Source organism: Fibrobacter sp. (genome assembly GCF_045601785.1).
In the GTDB taxonomy this organism is placed as follows: domain Bacteria; phylum Fibrobacterota; class Fibrobacteria; order Fibrobacterales; family Fibrobacteraceae; genus Fibrobacter.
Genome location: NZ_JAZSAF010000070.1, coordinates 1 through 15,534, shown reverse-complemented (window position 1 = coordinate 15,534; position 15,534 = coordinate 1). Strand labels below are relative to the sequence as shown.

Below are 15,534 nucleotides of genomic sequence, written 5' to 3'. Positions count from 1 at the left end.
CGCCAGGTGGCGTAATCGCCTACAGACGCAATGTAGCTGACTTCCATTTCCACGTTCTTGTCGAGTGCCGGAATGAACATGCTGAAGGTCTTGCCCTTGGACACGTTCTTGAGCAGGTCTTCGCGCAAGTGGAATACCGCCCAGGAATCGTCGAGGTCGGTAATGGCGACTACCGGCATGCCGGAGCCTACGACTTCGCCCTCTTCGACCAGTTTCACGGAGACCTCGCCTGCGATGGGGGCGCGGATTTTCGTTTCTTCGAGGTAGGCGTCGACCTCGGCGTTGGCGCCCTTCGCCTGCATCACGAGTGCGTTTGCGGCAGCCTTGTCTTCGCTGCGGGCGCCGGCGAGAGCCTGTTCGTACTGGGCCTTGGCGGCGTCGGCAGCGGACTGCGAGGCCTTCATCTGGGTCTCGGCTTCGTCGCGTTTCTGGAGCGGAAGCACGCCTTCGTTATAAAGTTTCTGCACGCGGTCATAAGTATTCTTCGCAAGGTTCGCGGCATCCTGCGCGCGCGAAGCCATGGCCTTGAGGGCCGTAATGTCTTCGGAGCGGGCGCCGTTTTTAGCCTTGTTTGCCTGGGCGCGAGCTGCACCTAAAGCACCTTGGGCCTGCATCTTTTTTGCCTCGATTTCGGGGCTACTGATGATTGCTACAATGGCGTTCTTTTCGACCATGTCACCTTCGCGGAAGAACAGTTGTTCCACGCGACCAGGCACTTTACCCGCCACAAGCACGCGGCGAGCTTCCATCTGGCCTTGCAAATAGGCGTCGCGGGGTTCTGTTGCAAACTTCTGCAAGGTAACGATACCAAGGCCAATCAGGGCAATCAACGCCAAGACGACCAAAGTTTTTCCAATCACTTTCAAGACGTTCATTCTTTTTCTCCGTTTCTAAAATCAATTTGCAGGTGTAGCAGGCGTTGCCGCTTCTGGCGCCTTGGCGCTATCTGCCGGTGCAGAATCTTCCGCTGTAGATTGCTTCACCCCTTCGGGGTTCGCAATGACGTTTGTTGAGGGGCTCTCGGCAGCGTTTGTTGAGGGATTCGCGGCAGCGTTTGTAGAGTCGCTTGCAACCGGTGCGGCAGGCACTTCAGCAGGGGCAGCGACAGGTTCTGCAACGGGTTCAGCGGGCTTCGATTCTTCAACCTTCGTCTCTTCCACAGGCTTCACGTTCTTAAGCATCTCGCCCGCATTCACCACTTCACCGCTCGCTTCCAATAGTCCGAGCCAGGCAATGACTGCATCGTAATGCGCCTTCAAGTCAGCCACCTGCAGGCGCGAAAGCGCAAGCTCAGCATCCACTACATCCAAGCCCGTGGCAAGGCCCGCCTCATAAGCCAAAGTCTGACTGCGGTGCGCTTCTTCGGCGAGTTCGCGAGTCTTCTTCAAGCTTTCCAGGCGGCTCTTGGCGTGTTCCATTTCACGCCAACGCTTTTCCACGAGGAGCCCGATGTTGTCCATCGTCTGCTCTTCCATGCTCGAAAGCGAACGGTCGAGAGCCTTCGCGTTGCTCACCTTAGAGCGAGTCTCGCCGCCCTTGAACAAGTCCCACTGCATCTTGGCACCCACCGCCCAATCGGGTTCCAGGAGCGTGAGGTCGCGGGTATAAAGTTCCTTGTAGGCGAATAGCGCCACCGTCGGATAATAATCGGCGCGGGCAGCGCTCACCGCATCCTGGCTGCGCTTGCGTTCAGTGCGCAGCTGGCGCAGGCCCGGGTGCCTATCCATGGCGAGCTGTTTGAATTCATCCATGGCCAAAGTCTGTTCCGGAGCAAGCACCGGAGTGATAGCCGTAATGTTCGTGTCCGTATGCAACAGACTTGCAAGAGCCAAGCGAGCAAGAGTTTGGTCGCGGTAAGAATCTTCAAGCGCGTTTTCAGCCTCAGCCAAAGCCACTTCGGCGCGCAGGCGTTCCGCCTTGCTAATCTGGCCGCCTTCTTCCAATTTCTTGGAGCGGGCCAGGTGTTCTTCCAGGTTCTTCTTGGTGCTTTCGCGAAGTACCGTCAGCTCTTCGGCCAGTCGCAGCGTAAAGTACTTGGTCGCCACATCCATGAGGATTGTGTTTTGCGCCATGTCAAAGGCCGCCTTCTTGGCATTCACGTTTTCTTTGGCGGCATCGTAGGCGGAATAAATCTTGAGGCCCGTAAAAATCGGCCAAATGGCTGTCAGGCGTGCGTTAAAGAAAACATCGTCCTGCACCTTCATGCGGAAATCAGCATCATCGATCTGCGACTTGGCGCCATCAAGCTTTTGCTTTGTATCGGCTTCATACTGGTCGGCGCTTTCCTGGGCAATCTCTTTCGCCGATTTTCCACCCAGCTTTTGGGTGGCGAAATCGGCTGCCGCTTCTTCTGACATTCCCTGGAGCAAGGCACCTTGGTACGCCTGCGCGTAGCCGGCCTGGGCCTTGTTATAGGCATCGATATAGGCCTTGGAATACACCGCCGCCGGGCCAACAGAAGCAAGTCCACCCGCAAGGCCGCTTAGCCCCTGCTGAATCTCACCCAGGTCAATATAGATGGGATCGTTAATCTTTGTTACGCTAGCTGTCAACGACAACTGCGGCATAAAACGGGAACGAGCCTCGGTCTGCCCGCTCTCGGCCATTTCGACCTTGGCCCTTTCAGCCTTAATCTGCGAATTGTTCGCCTTTGCCATCGCAATCGCGTCCGATAGCGAAATGGGTGCGGCAAAAACGGCAGCACTCGCTGCAATACCCAAAATCACACACTTTTTCATAACACAATAAAAATAAATTTTTCTATACAGAAAAACCGCCCCCAAAGGGCGATTTCCTTGCTTTTTACAAAAAATGTATTATAAGACTCTTACAAGTCGTTTATAAAACACTGACAGTCAGCACGGGTTTACAATCACTTGCCCGGAGTCGGCTCTCCAACAGTCCAGGCAGCCGATTCGTAACCCATGGTGGTAAAGTCCTTGCGCTGCAGACTGTAGCCAAGACCGTCCGCCTTCTTGTAATCGACACTACCCTTCCAGCTATCGCTATAGAGGGTCGCGTCGGACCAATCGTAGTACCACTGGTCGATATTTGGAGAAGAAGAGCTCGGCAACACGGCGTATGGCTTCTTAACAGCGATGGTTTCGCCTCGGTTCGAAAGCTTACCCTTGTAGAAGCGGATCATCACATTTTCTGCAATCGAGAAGCGCTTGCGCAAGATAGATTCACCCAAGGCCGTGGAGAGCGATTCGGGGAACAGCACCGCAAGACCACCGGCAGGCAGGACATCCGTAGAAGCAAATTCCATGTTGATGCCTTCAACCTTCCAGCCACGGCTACCTGTTCCGACAGCCACCTTGTCATAAAGCGTAATATCACTGGCAGAAGTGTTCTTGAGTTCCAAGAATTCGACCTGGTTCGGATCTTCTTCGTTAGGATGGTAGTGGATTTCGTTGATGACCACGGGGCCAATGTAAAGCGAAGAGTTCTTTTCGCCCTTGGTGGCCGTCTTCATGGCACCCTGAGCCGTAGAGCCGTCGCTCAAGTCGACGACACCGCTCGAAAGTTCGCTAGACGGGAGCAGCAAGCTAGATTCGTCGCCTTCCGTTGCACCATACAGGTAGTAGGCGCCACCGATAGGGCTCACAATCAACTTCTTATCAAAAGAAGTTTCCGCATCCAAGACCAGGTAGCCACCGGCAGGAACCACACCCGACGTAATCGTAAGCGTCTCTTCGCGGACCTTGGATTCAAATGTCCAACCCGTCACGTCAACTGCTTCGGTACCGGCATTGTAGAGTTCCACCCATGCAGCGGCCCCCGTCAAAGTCGGCATGATTTCATTCAGGCGCACATTCGAAGTGGTGAGCCATTCGTCGTCACCGACACCGGGATTACCCTTAAGAATCTTGCTTGCGCCCCAGGAAGAAGCCTGTGCCGGGTTTCCGCTCTTGTATACGAGCGTTCTGCCCTTGCCATCGGCAAGAGACGGCCAAGGAGGTTCCTTACTGAAGGAGCAGCTCACGTCGCCATCGCGCAAAATCTTCACGTCAATGACATCGCCTTCGTTCGAAAGCTTCGCAACTTCACCCGTGGCAGGGTCCTTGTCCCAGGGGCCAAAGAGCCTTCCAGAGAAGTCGGGGTACATTTCCTTAAACTTCGCCTGATCGTTGGTCACCACGATGTATTCGCCCTTCGCCAACGGTTCGTCGGGGAAGGTGAAGGTCACCGCACCATCCAGGCGCACACCCGATGCAAGCATGCTCTTGAGATCGGGACCGCTAGAGATGGCCACCTCGACCCATTCCACTTCAGACGCATCGGGAGCGTTGTACATGATTTCGGTAATTGACATCTGAGTCACAGTCTCGTCAACGACTTCCGCTGCCGAAGAACCAGGATTAGACGGGTCCGAGCTATTGGAAGAACCCGGAGTAGAGGCATCGCCCGAAGAGTTCGGGTCGGAACCTTCTACGGAAGAAGACAGGGTGGGATCGTCCTCTTCAGGAGCCGAAGAGGAGTCCGAAGAAGAGCAGGCCGCAAGGAAGAACAGCGCCGATGCGCCCATTCCCATTACTATTTTCTTTTTGATATCCATAAAGGTATCCTCGTTAAACTCTTTTCTATTTTAATAATTTTCGCCCGAGCCGACGGCGAGCTTTGTCCAATAAGGGGTCTTAAAGCGACGCGGATTCTCGTAGACGCGCTTCCATTCCGCGGCGGCATTGCCGAACTTGGAAAACGCGGCGTGTTTTAGGTTCAAAAACTTGATCAGGTCGAACATCCAGTAAGGCACCTGGGAACACGGGCACTTGAGCTCGAGCACCGCATCACAGGCCGGCTGGAAAAATCTTGGAAGTCCCGTTGAATGCATGTAGTGCGGATCCACCGTGTAGTCAAAGCCGTTCTCTTCGCGAAAACGCATGCCGGTATCGATTGTCACGCGGGAATATTCTTCGCGCAGTCCAAACCAGGCACGGCGCTTGTACTGCGTGAGTAGGCGCGGATGCGCATTGTAGAGTTCCGTCTTGTACAAGAAATCCTTCACGTACATGCGGTCCCTTTCGCCCTTGCACGGCCAGTCTTCGGGCTTCATGTTCCAGACTTCGCCTGGGTTGATTCCCTTGATGGTACCACGGCTCTTGTAGCAGATATTCTTAATCTTGCGCTTGCATTCGAAGTGGAACGTCCCGTCTTGAGCCGGGTGTTCGCCGTAGGTGCGAATGCGCATGTTGAAACGGTCCAGGAGCTGTTTCTTTTTCCAGCCGAGGAACGTCCAAGACGGGGAATCCAAGTAGAGGTTCGTAATCCAGTAGAATCCGCCCGGGGTTATTTTGGAGTAGTAGTCTTCTTCACAGTACGGCGCAAGAAAGGCACCGATTCGATCGGCCCATTCCACGGGAATGTGGTACTTGAGTTCGAACCTTTCCAGAAGGCTAAATCCGCGGGCCTCGGCCATACTACTTGAGCCCCCCTACTAGGTGGTTCTGCACCCCTTCCTTGGAAAGCTTTCCTGCATACTGGAGCAGTTCCAGGTAAAGATCGTAAATCGTCGTTTCAAGCTTTGCAGCGTTCAGTTCGCTTTCGATGGCGCTTTCGCGGGCGCGCAGCAAAAGCAGCGGATCGGAGCCCGCGTCTTTTGCAAACTGTTCAAAGATGTTGCCTTCTTTTACCTTGTCGACGAAATCCTTCTGGACTTTCCACTGGGCAAGGTATCCGTTAATTTGTTCTACAAGGCGGTTTACCTTCACATTCACATCGCGAAGCTTTGCCATGTAATCGCCTTCGGCATCGAGATCGGCGACCTGGTTACGCAAGTCGTTGTCCTTGTTGCTGTCGAAGAACGGAAGCTTGATTGCAAGTGTTGCAAAGAACTTGTCGCGGGTACGGCGGGAATCGTTGTCGTCCACCAGTTTGGTCAGCAGGTACTTTTCATTGTAGGAGACGCAAACCTGTTCGCCCAGCGGATTGGTATCGTACTCGGAGCAGCCACCCTTTTCCATGTACTCGTCGTAATAGTCACTGTAGACACCGGCAACCACATCCTTGTAGTCCAAGTCCTTGTACTTTTTCATCAGGGACTCGATCTTCATGGAATATCCAATACCGATATGAGAAATGTAATCTTGGCGGCTTGCTACATCTTGCTTGGCACGGGCCTTTTCGGAATCCATCTTGCCCTTCGCCATCGCAAGCTGCGGGTAGTCATCGGTCACTTCGATGCCACCCGAAAGCTGAGATTCGATTTCTTCCATGGACGGAAGCCACGACGAATCCAGCTCGACCCCTTCAAAATCGGGAATCCATACGCGGAGCTTCCTTTCGGAATTCTGGAGCGAATTGGAATCGCTAATGAGGGCCGCACGGATCGAAGCTTCCTTTTCTAGCGCAGACATCAGGTCCTGCGGATTGAAACTTGCAGAGCCCGCCTTCATGTGCAGGACTTCGATGCGGTCGGAATTGACCTGGTAAAGTTCCTGGTTCAGCCGCTGGATGCGCTGGCGCATCAGGTAGTGGATGCCGCGCTCGTAGCGGTCGTAGAGCAAAATGCCACGGTCTTCGGCCAGCTGTGCGTTGGCGTATGCCATCTGCGCTTCGTAGTGGGCACGGTCGGCAGAACCTTCGCCAAAGGGCTTCGGCGTAAGGCGCAGTTCAAAGTCGTGGCTAGCAAAGCTAAAGCCGTCGAGCTTGTAACGCAGTTCAAGCTTTTCCCACAGCTTGGTGTTACGTGACGAAGCTATGTTTGCGCGCTTCTGCGATGCCTGGTAGCGAAGGTCTTCATCGGCAGACTTTACAAGCGTCTCCCAGGTCAAGGGAGAGGCCATCAGCGGAGCCACCACAAGCAAAGAAATAAAAGCAAAACGATTCATAAAATTTCATCCAATGGATTGCTTCGCACCCAAGGGTGCTCGCAATGACGTTTATAGAACTTACTCAGAGATTGTGACCATTTCTCCCAAGAGGAACGAATTTTCGGCAGGAATCGTAATAATAACTTCGCGACCGTGAATCGGCATTTCAGGCATTTTCCACATGCGCATGGGGAATTCCACGATGCGGCTAGAAAGACCTACGACCTTACCCTTGATAGGCTTGCCCGTGCCACTCAGGGTTTTCACCTTGACCGATTCTCCAACATCCAAGCGCTGGTACATTCTTTCGTGGATGTAGCCACGGACAAGCGTCGGAGACTTGTGGGTCAAGGTAACGATCGGAGCAAAGCTAGACACCTTTTCGCCATCGTGGACATTCACGGAACCCACGACCCAGCTTTCCTTGGCAATTTGAACCAGTTCTTCCTGTTGTTTCCGGAGTTCTTCCAGTTCCTTCTTTAGGTTTTCTACTTCACTCTTACCAGCGTTCTTCTGCAAACGGTTGCTGCTGCGCAGAAGCTTGATCTGTTCATTGGCGTTGGCGTTAGCCACGGCGAGCTCGTTCTTCAGGCTCTTAATCTGCATGGCCATGGCATCGTTTCCGTCAGTTGCTGAATTCGAATTCTTCAGACTCTTGAGCTTGGAAGCGATTTCCTTGTTCTTCTTGTATTCCGATTCAAGTCGGTTGATTTCAGACTTGAGCGTAAGAGTCTTCGTGGCAAGGTCCGCCTTGACAGCGGCCACCTTCTGGTCGATATCGGCGGCAGAAAGGTTGCTACGGCCCTCGCTGGCATCCAGTTCGCGAGTCACTTCGGCGATACGGAGCGTAAGATCGGGGCGGTTGAGTTCCACGATGGTGTCCCCCGCGTTGATGGACTGGCCCGGCATCACATGCACCTTGACCACTTCGGTCGGACTCGGAACACTGATGATAGTTTCAGTCGCTTCGGCAATTCCCTGGAACGTAGCGATTTTGCCCTGATAAATAACGCCAAGGATTACAGCGATAATCACACAAAGCACCCAAGCAATCGAAAGTTTGTGACCATAAAGGTAGGCCACACCGGCGTTGTTCTTGTGCGTATTCCAGAAGTTATCAATCAAATCTTCAAGCTTGCTCATATACTCACTCCTACATTTCCGTCGTGGCGTCCTGCATCATGAACTGCACGTCCGAGATGCCTTCGATCTTAGAAAGCTCACTCAGGATTTCTGCGGCGGGCTTAGTCGCACGGAGACGGACCTGGTAGGCCACATCAAGGCGAGCACCACCGTCGACTTCGCGCATCGTAATCAGGATAAAGGTCTTCAAGTTGGTCTTCATCAAGTTTTCAATCTGGCCACGGACACCCGCTTCGTTGGGGAGTGCAAAACGGAGCATGCCGTCAAAGAAGTGCTTGGTGCCAAGACCCGTACGGGAAAGAAGAAAGGCGACCAGGCAGAACGCAACCGTACCACCAACGGCAGCTCCCCAGGCATACACACCACATCCGATACCCGCACCGAGCGAGGCGAACACGAACATGATGTCGCGGGGATCCTTGAAGCTCGTTCTAAAACGCACCACCGACAAAGCACCCATCATACCGAGACCGCGGCCCACGTTGTCGCCAATGGCCTGCATCACGGTTGCAGCCACCACCGCACTCAAGACGATCGCCTGCACAAAGTTTCTGGAATAGGAAAGTCCAAGGAAGGTCTTTTCGTAGGTCCAGGCAATCACCGAGGACAGGATGAACGTGAGAATCAAGGTATACGCCAATGTAATGAGAGTGGCATTGGCGGTGCCGGACTGAACGGCTAAAAGGTCTAGCATAAAGACTCCGTTGGTTGACTATTTCTTATCGTCCAAAATTTACTTTAATCAATCGCAAAATAGCGAATTTTTGTGTAAAATTGGATGAACAAAAACCAAACAGAACCTTTAAAACAGGACATTTCGGGGTGATTACGCCCTATTTTTTACACCTTTCCCAAATAATAGCAAAAAAGGCGCCCAAAAGCACCTAAAAAGATTTTTGCAAACATAGCTTGCGTGCAAAAAGCGTGCAAAAAACGGTAAAAATATTTTTCCTTAATTGAAGCGTCCCACCTGGGTGCGGCGGCGACGGCCCCGCTCAGACACCAGAGCTTCGATCAGGAACAGGAATGCGGCAAGGCCCAGGAAAATCTGGTAACGGTCCTGGTAGTTTTCCATGCGGTCTGACGACTGTTCCTTCTTTTCCAAGCTTGCAATTTCGGTAAGCACCTTCTGCAGCTGGAACTCGCCAGGGCTCGCGTAGAAGTACAGGCCTCCGGTGACGCTTGCGATTTCTTGCAGAGTACCATCTTCCAAGCGGGTGGTCACGATGTTTCCCTGCATATCCTTCTTGTAGGCGACTTCGCCGTTCTTCGAAGGCACGGGAATAGGCACGCCTTCGCGGGAGCCAATACCGATCGTGTAGATGCGGATACCCATCTCAGCCGCTTCCTTTGCGGCATTCACGGCGGCGGCTTCGAGCTCTTCGCCGTCACTCATGAGGATCATCACCGAATACTGCCCCGCACTTCCAGAATTCTTGTACAGCGACATGCCCTTGCGGATTGCATTTTCAAGGTTTGTTCCCGGCATGAGCCAGCCCGGAGTGAGTTCGCGGAGCATCATCTGCACCGTGCCATAGTCAAGCGTCAGCGGCACCATCACCTGGGCTTCACCTGAGAAGGCGACAAGCCCCACGCGGTCTCCCGAAAGCGATTCCAGGAACGCCGAAATCTCGTGGCGGCTGCGGGTCAGGCGGTTCGGCTTTACGTCTTCGGCTAGCATCGAAAGCGAAATGTCCTGCAAAAGCACCAAGTCGAGGCCGCGGCGCTCGATGTGTTCCATCTTGCGGCCCCACTGCGGACGCGCCAAGGCGACAAACAGGAATGCGATCGCAAACAAAAGTATCGTGACTTTCGCAAGCCTGCGCCAGGGCGACACCGAAGTCGAAAGCTTAGGCAACATCGATAGCGAAACAAATCGGGCGGCGAGCTTTTTGCGGCGGTGGTAGGCATACACAAAAAGGAGCGCAAACAGAGGGAGCGTAAGTAGACCCCACAAGAACATCGGTTCAGCAAATCGCATCAGACACCTCCATTACGGGATGCGCACAAAGCGCGTATTCGCAAGCAACAGTTCTAGCAAAATAAGGACTGCACCCACCAAAAGCCACGGGTAGAACTTTTCGGCATAGCGGGCGTAGGCAACCGTTTCAATTTCAGTCTTTTCGAGTTCGTCAATTTCGGAATAGATTTTCTCGAGCTCTTCCTTGTTTTCGGCGCGGTAGAAGCGGCCACCCGTCTTTTGCGCCACGGACTTCAGCACACCTTCGTCGATGCCTTCTTCGGGGGTGATGTCGCGTTCGCCCCAAGAAATTTCCCCTGTCCACGGATTCTGCTGGAACGAAAGAATCTTGCCATTCCTTTTGCCGACACCCACCGTGTAGACCTTGACACCCAGGGACTGAGCCACATCGGCAGCGCGCATCGGGGGCACGACGCTCGCATTGTCGCGACCATCGGTCAAAAGCACTACCACCTTGGACTTGGCCTCGGACTTCTGCAAGCGCGCCAGGGCATTCATGAGTCCATCTCCAATGGCGGTGCGGCTGTTCATTACGGAATCGCGGGCAAGATCGTCGGACGCCCTCAGAATTTCGAGCAGTGAGCCGTAATCGAGAGTCAGGGGGCACTGCGTCACCGAGCGAGACCCGAAAGCGGAAAGACCGATGCGGTCGCTATGACGCTTCTGGATAAAATCGGCAATCACCTGTTGGGCATAACCCAAGCGGCTGTATTTCCAATAGTCGCCCGACTTAAGGATGCGTTCGGCGTTCATCACGCCAAGTTTAGCCTGTTCCATGCGGGTGAGCATGTCAAGCGTTCCCATGGAGCCCGAAACATCGAGCGCAAGCATGATATCTACGCCGTCTGTGGATGTATATTCCACTTCCATGGCGTTCTGCGGGCGGGCAAGAGCCACGACAAAGCAGCAAAGGGCCATAAGGCGGAGCAGAGGAACAATATGACGGAACTTGACGCGGCGACTCGGGACGGCACGCTTCGCAATCGAAAGCGCCGGAAACTTGATGGTACTCTTGCGGCGGTGTTCACGATAGACATACCAACCGACAAATACGGGAACCAAAAGCAGCAGCCAGAAGGCCTCGGGATTCTGAAAATGTAGCGCACCTAAATCCATAAAATCTCCGAAAAATCGCAAAAAACAAATACTTTCGCGGAAGAATATACAAAAATGCGGCGAAAAAAGCTAGAAAGGCGGAATGGCAGTAGGAAAGATTAGAACACGTCTTTCTGGGCGGTCACATGTGGCAAAAAACGCCTCATGAACGGGATAATGCCCAAATACAGCAGCATGGTCGCGACAAACACCACCGCAAGCGCGACGGGACGCGGCCAATGCACATGAAGAGATTCGCGAAGTATTTTGATAAGCCCCCACTGCACCCAGCCATGCGTCACCAGGACCATGATGGAATAGCGGCCATAATAAGATACCAGCGGAAGCTTCCCGATCGCCTTCGACAACAAAAGCACCGCCAACGTGCCGAGAATTCCGCACGAGTACACCATCCACACGGGAATCCAATAGCGGTTGCTCACGTAGCTTACCGATTCCGGCGGAGCCTTGAGCGACAAAAGTGCGACTATTCCGAAGCCAAGGAGCGCCAAGGGAATGTTGAAGCGGTCGAAGCGGTTCGGGGCAAGGATCTTCGTGTAGCGAAACGCGATGTGGCCCGCGCAAAAATAGGGGATCGCCGCCATTGACGACGCCCAGAACAGCGGAAGCTTGATGTTGTAGCGACCTAGGAAAAATCCGGCGAGCCCCACCGCCACGGAAAGGGCCACCAGGGCGGCAGTCGCGCGGCGCGCAGGGAACTTTTTTGATGCCAGGTAGAGTCCGTAAAAGATAAGGTTCGTCCAGAACAGGCTCAACAGGAACCATACGGGAATGTTCGGGAAGTTCTGCTTCCACACGAACGAATACCAAACGGCGGCACCGGGATTCGCGCGCAAGTTAAAGTAATGCAGTACGAACGGGAAAATGCAGCAAAGCACCACAAAGAAGAACGCGAACGGAATCAGGAGTTTGTTCACCTTGCGGCGGGCAAAATCAAGAAAGCCCGCGTATTCCTTGAAGAACAGCCCCGACAGAAAAAAGTAAAGCGGCATGCGGAAAAGCGACACAGCTTCTTTTAGCGGATAAGCCTCAAGTCCCCAGGTGCTTGCCACATGGTGCCACACCACCAGCATAATGCAGATCCCCTTGGCGAGATCCACGAACGCATAGCGCGGTTTTGCGGCAGTTTCTGGCATCGGGATTCCTATTCGCGTTCCAGAAAGTTAAAGATGCGTTCCTTGTATTCCGGAAGTTCGTCGAACACGGCGTGGCCACAGCCTTCGTACATGAACGATTCGCAGACAACCCCTTCAGCTTTTAGCTTGTCCACCATCTTCTGGGAAGCTTCCGGAGTCGTCACAAGGTCTTTGCCTGCACCGAGCACGAGCACCGGGCACTTGATCTTACCCAGGTCATCGTAAGTGTCCACAAAGTCGCAGGCCCTGGAGAACACCGCAAAGCGGTCCATTTCTTCATTGGAGACTTCGCGGTACATGGTCAAAAGGGCGCGGCGGTAGCGTGCGGCAAACTTTTCACTGAAGCAGTTGTCGATGAACGATTCCACAAGTCCCGTCGCATCGTGGGACTTGGCAAGTCCCGTCCAGTGACCGATAATTTTCAGTTGCAACGGTTCCGCCCTCGACGTCGAAGAACCTAGAACCAGTTTTCTGATGAGCTCCGGATAGCGGATGGCCATATACTGCGCCACCATGCCCCCTTGCGACACGCCAAAGACATCGACTTTCGAAAGACCCATCGCCTTGAGCGCCTCTGCCTGATCATCCGCCATTTCTTGCAGGGTATAACCCGGAACAGCACCCTTTTTGCGGTCAAAGAAGTACAGCGTATATTTTTCCAAGAAAATCTTATAGGGCGCCGACAGCGCCGACGCCGACTTCATGACGCTCTTGATGGCAAGTCCCGGAATGATCACCAGGGGCTTAAGGCCGGTGCCGATACGGGCGTATTCCATTTCAAATCGGTCCGTCTTGACCGTATATACAAGATTTTCACTCATAGAAAATAATATAGCTATGTTCTCCGTTTTTAATTTTGTGCTAGGCAAAATAATTTGTCCTTGTTGCTCATCATGCACTTTTTTGCTACTTTTTCTTGATCAAAGATGATTCCTGATGTAGGATTGTCGCTTTGGAGGTTTAGAAGATGACAAAAGGACTTTCGCTACTCGTAGCAGCCTGTTCCATTTATTTTATCGCCTGCGGAGATTCCGCTTCCGATTCCGACCTAGACAACCTGACTTATGTCAATGAGAACGGCGAGGAAATCTCGATCGACGTGTCCACCGGCAACTTCAAGGATCCCCGTGATGGGAAATCATACAATACCATCACGATTGGCGAGCAGACCTGGATGGCCGAAAACCTCGCCTATTCCGGAGGAGGAGACTCTCCTTCCGATGAGAAGTACGGTTGGACATCCGCTCAGAGCGCCTGCCCCGAAGGTTGGCACCTGTCTCAGACAAAGGAATGGCTTGAACTATTCAAAGCTCTCGAAAAGGTTTACGGAGATTCCGCCGGCTGGGCACTCAAATCGACCAGCGGCTGGGAAAGCGACACGACCGACGGAGAAGTGGTCAGCGGCAACGGCGGCAACATTCTGAATTTCGACATCAAACCGACCGGAATTTGCAGAGGTTCCGACTGCCGCTACCAAGGCAAGATGGCCGGGTTCTGGACCATGTCAAAGGTAGACCGCGACGGCTACGCCGACTATATCCGTTTCGAAAGGGACCCGAGCTGGCATTCCAACGACATCTACAGAGATGCAAGATTGCACGTCCGCTGCGTAAGCGACAAAGGCACTATCTTTGAATCGCTAGGCAAGTGCACCGACGAAAAGGAAGGTGCCATCGGAGAACACGATTCCACCTATTACATTTGTAAGGAGCTGTTCTGGGAAACGGCGACCATGGAAGAAAAGCTCGACTTCACGTTCGGAGAATGCAACGCAGAAATCGCAAACCAGCGGTTCATGCTGCAAGACACGAGTTTCCTGTGCCAAGCTTCAGAATATTCAACGATTGTACACGCAACACCGGACGGACCAGGAGAGCTCGGCTATGCAACATCCTATCATTGGATATACACTCCTAAAGACACCGTCCTTAAGGAATGCGAAATTGCGGGAGATACGCTCTGCCAATATATCGACTCCACCTTCCACTATAGCCTGGGATACTGGTACGAAGCCCACATCAACGACGTCAAAAAATGTGACAGAACGATGAACGGCGAGATGGTCTCCTTGAACAAGCAAAAATATGTTTGCCAGGACAATAAGTGGAAGGTCGCCAGCCAGGCCGACGAAGAAGAAGGTCTGTGCGATGCGAGCCGGCAATACAACATGATTACCATCGGCAAGGGTGAATTCAATAGCCAGAAATATGTATGCGCCGGAAACCGCTGGTACCCCCTCCAGGCTCCCGAAGATAGCCTCGGACTTTGCACCAACAACGGAGAAAAGGGAACTTACAGGGGACAGGAATTTATCTGTAATACAAGCGAACATATCTGGTACCACCATTTTACGGATTCCCGCGACAATAAGGAATACAGGAGCGTCCTTCTGAGAGGCATGCTCGTCATGGCAGAAAACGTGAAATACGGTGGAGACAGCATGTATGTATGGCACGAAGCGATGGCCCTTGATGAATCGTGCGACTCGCTCTATTGTGCCGAAGCCGATTTCGACACATCGGGACATCAGGGAATATGCCCCGACGGATGGGAGCTCCTCACCGCTTCTGAAGCAAGTAACCTGCTCGATTTCTACGCCGTTCCGAGCATATATACGTCATCGTCTACCGATGACGACTACCACTCGGCGCTCTCAAGGAATGGGTGGCCAAGGCCCCTTGGCAACAACAGGTCCGGATTAAACTTTACCCCCAACAAAATTGACACTGCATACGCCATGGAAACCTATGTCATCAGCTCTTCCTCTCACAGCATGGAAATCGGCACCAGGTCGACAGGCGAAATCGAATATATCAAGTACAACGCCTCCACATGGATTTCCAAGGAATCAACGGGAAGCTGGTCATGGCCGAACAAACCGGGAGACAGAAGCACGATCGCCTACCAGTTACATTTTCACCAAACCGTGTACTTTGTCGGCACCTACGATTTTAGCGAGTCTATGTCACCGAGCTCGGATTATGAGAAGAAATCGAAGGCGCCTGTCCGCTGCAAGAAAAAACTGCTGTAAAACGCGGCATACGGCTTTTGACGCCTTCGGCGTCCGTGGCTGCGGTTCATAAATGGGTCCAATTTGACGCCTTCGGCGTCCGTGGCGGCGGCTCAAAAATGGGTCCGCAAGCGGCCCCGCTTTCTCGCCTTGCACACTTTTGCTATATTGGCGCCCCTTCGGTGCGCATATAGCTCGGCTCGGTCCTATATTTAAAAAGGACGAAAATCACCCCTTCATTAGTCTATTTTTAGAAATGGGTAGGAGATGGGCAACCCGGCGGCTCGGTAGCGCCCGACGCAGTGCATGACATTGGGACCCATCTCCTTCAACCCA

Annotated in this window: 12 protein-coding genes; 1 reads left to right on the top strand and 11 read right to left on the bottom strand. The window is 53.2% G+C overall.

Annotated features, from left to right (window positions below; translation table 11 throughout):
• The 11 genes from ACKI61_RS11295 to ACKI61_RS11245 all read right to left on the bottom strand — a co-directional run.
• Window positions 1-875, bottom strand: an 875-nt coding sequence (locus ACKI61_RS11295) for an HlyD family secretion protein (protein WP_407457802.1), incomplete at its 3' end; no start/stop codon positions are given.
• Window positions 876-896: 21 nt separating this feature from the next.
• Window positions 897-2,738: a TolC family protein gene (locus ACKI61_RS11290; RefSeq protein WP_407457801.1), complete on the bottom strand. Its 1,842-nt coding sequence runs from the start codon at window positions 2,736-2,738 to the stop codon at window positions 897-899.
• A 134-nt stretch (window positions 2,739-2,872) separates the two neighbouring features.
• Complete coding sequence (locus ACKI61_RS11285) at window positions 2,873-4,558, bottom strand: lamin tail domain-containing protein (protein WP_407457800.1); 1,686 nt, start codon at window positions 4,556-4,558, stop codon at window positions 2,873-2,875.
• A gap of 30 nt (window positions 4,559-4,588) precedes the next feature.
• Entirely contained in the window at window positions 4,589-5,419 is an 831-nt protein-coding gene (locus ACKI61_RS11280; protein WP_407457799.1) for a polyphosphate polymerase domain-containing protein, read from the bottom strand.
• Between the two features lies 1 nt (window position 5,420).
• On the bottom strand, window positions 5,421-6,830 hold the full coding sequence (locus tag ACKI61_RS11275; RefSeq protein ID WP_407457798.1) for a hypothetical protein: 1,410 nt from the start codon (window positions 6,828-6,830) through the stop codon (window positions 5,421-5,423).
• Window positions 6,831-6,890: 60 nt separating this feature from the next.
• Window positions 6,891-7,955 (bottom strand): HlyD family secretion protein, encoded by a 1,065-nt coding sequence (locus ACKI61_RS11270; protein WP_407457797.1) that lies wholly within the window; start codon window positions 7,953-7,955, stop codon window positions 6,891-6,893.
• Between the two features lie 10 nt (window positions 7,956-7,965).
• Complete coding sequence (locus ACKI61_RS11265) at window positions 7,966-8,649, bottom strand: DUF4956 domain-containing protein (RefSeq protein WP_407457796.1); 684 nt, start codon at window positions 8,647-8,649, stop codon at window positions 7,966-7,968.
• Between the two features lie 258 nt (window positions 8,650-8,907).
• Complete coding sequence (locus tag ACKI61_RS11260) at window positions 8,908-9,936, bottom strand: vWA domain-containing protein (RefSeq protein ID WP_407457795.1); 1,029 nt, start codon at window positions 9,934-9,936, stop codon at window positions 8,908-8,910.
• A 12-nt stretch (window positions 9,937-9,948) separates the two neighbouring features.
• Window positions 9,949-11,052, bottom strand: coding sequence for a vWA domain-containing protein (locus ACKI61_RS11255; protein WP_407457794.1), 1,104 nt, complete (start codon window positions 11,050-11,052; stop codon window positions 9,949-9,951).
• Window positions 11,053-11,150: 98 nt separating this feature from the next.
• Entirely contained in the window at window positions 11,151-12,188 is a 1,038-nt protein-coding gene (locus ACKI61_RS11250) for an acyltransferase family protein (protein WP_407457793.1), read from the bottom strand.
• Between the two features lie 8 nt (window positions 12,189-12,196).
• Complete coding sequence (locus tag ACKI61_RS11245) at window positions 12,197-13,009, bottom strand: alpha/beta fold hydrolase (protein ID WP_407457792.1); 813 nt, start codon at window positions 13,007-13,009, stop codon at window positions 12,197-12,199.
• Between the two features lie 146 nt (window positions 13,010-13,155).
• Between ACKI61_RS11245 and ACKI61_RS11240 the strand changes: the two genes are divergently transcribed.
• Entirely contained in the window at window positions 13,156-15,219 is a 2,064-nt protein-coding gene (locus ACKI61_RS11240) for an FISUMP domain-containing protein (RefSeq protein ID WP_407457791.1), read from the top strand.
• Window positions 15,220-15,534 lie beyond the last annotated feature (315 nt).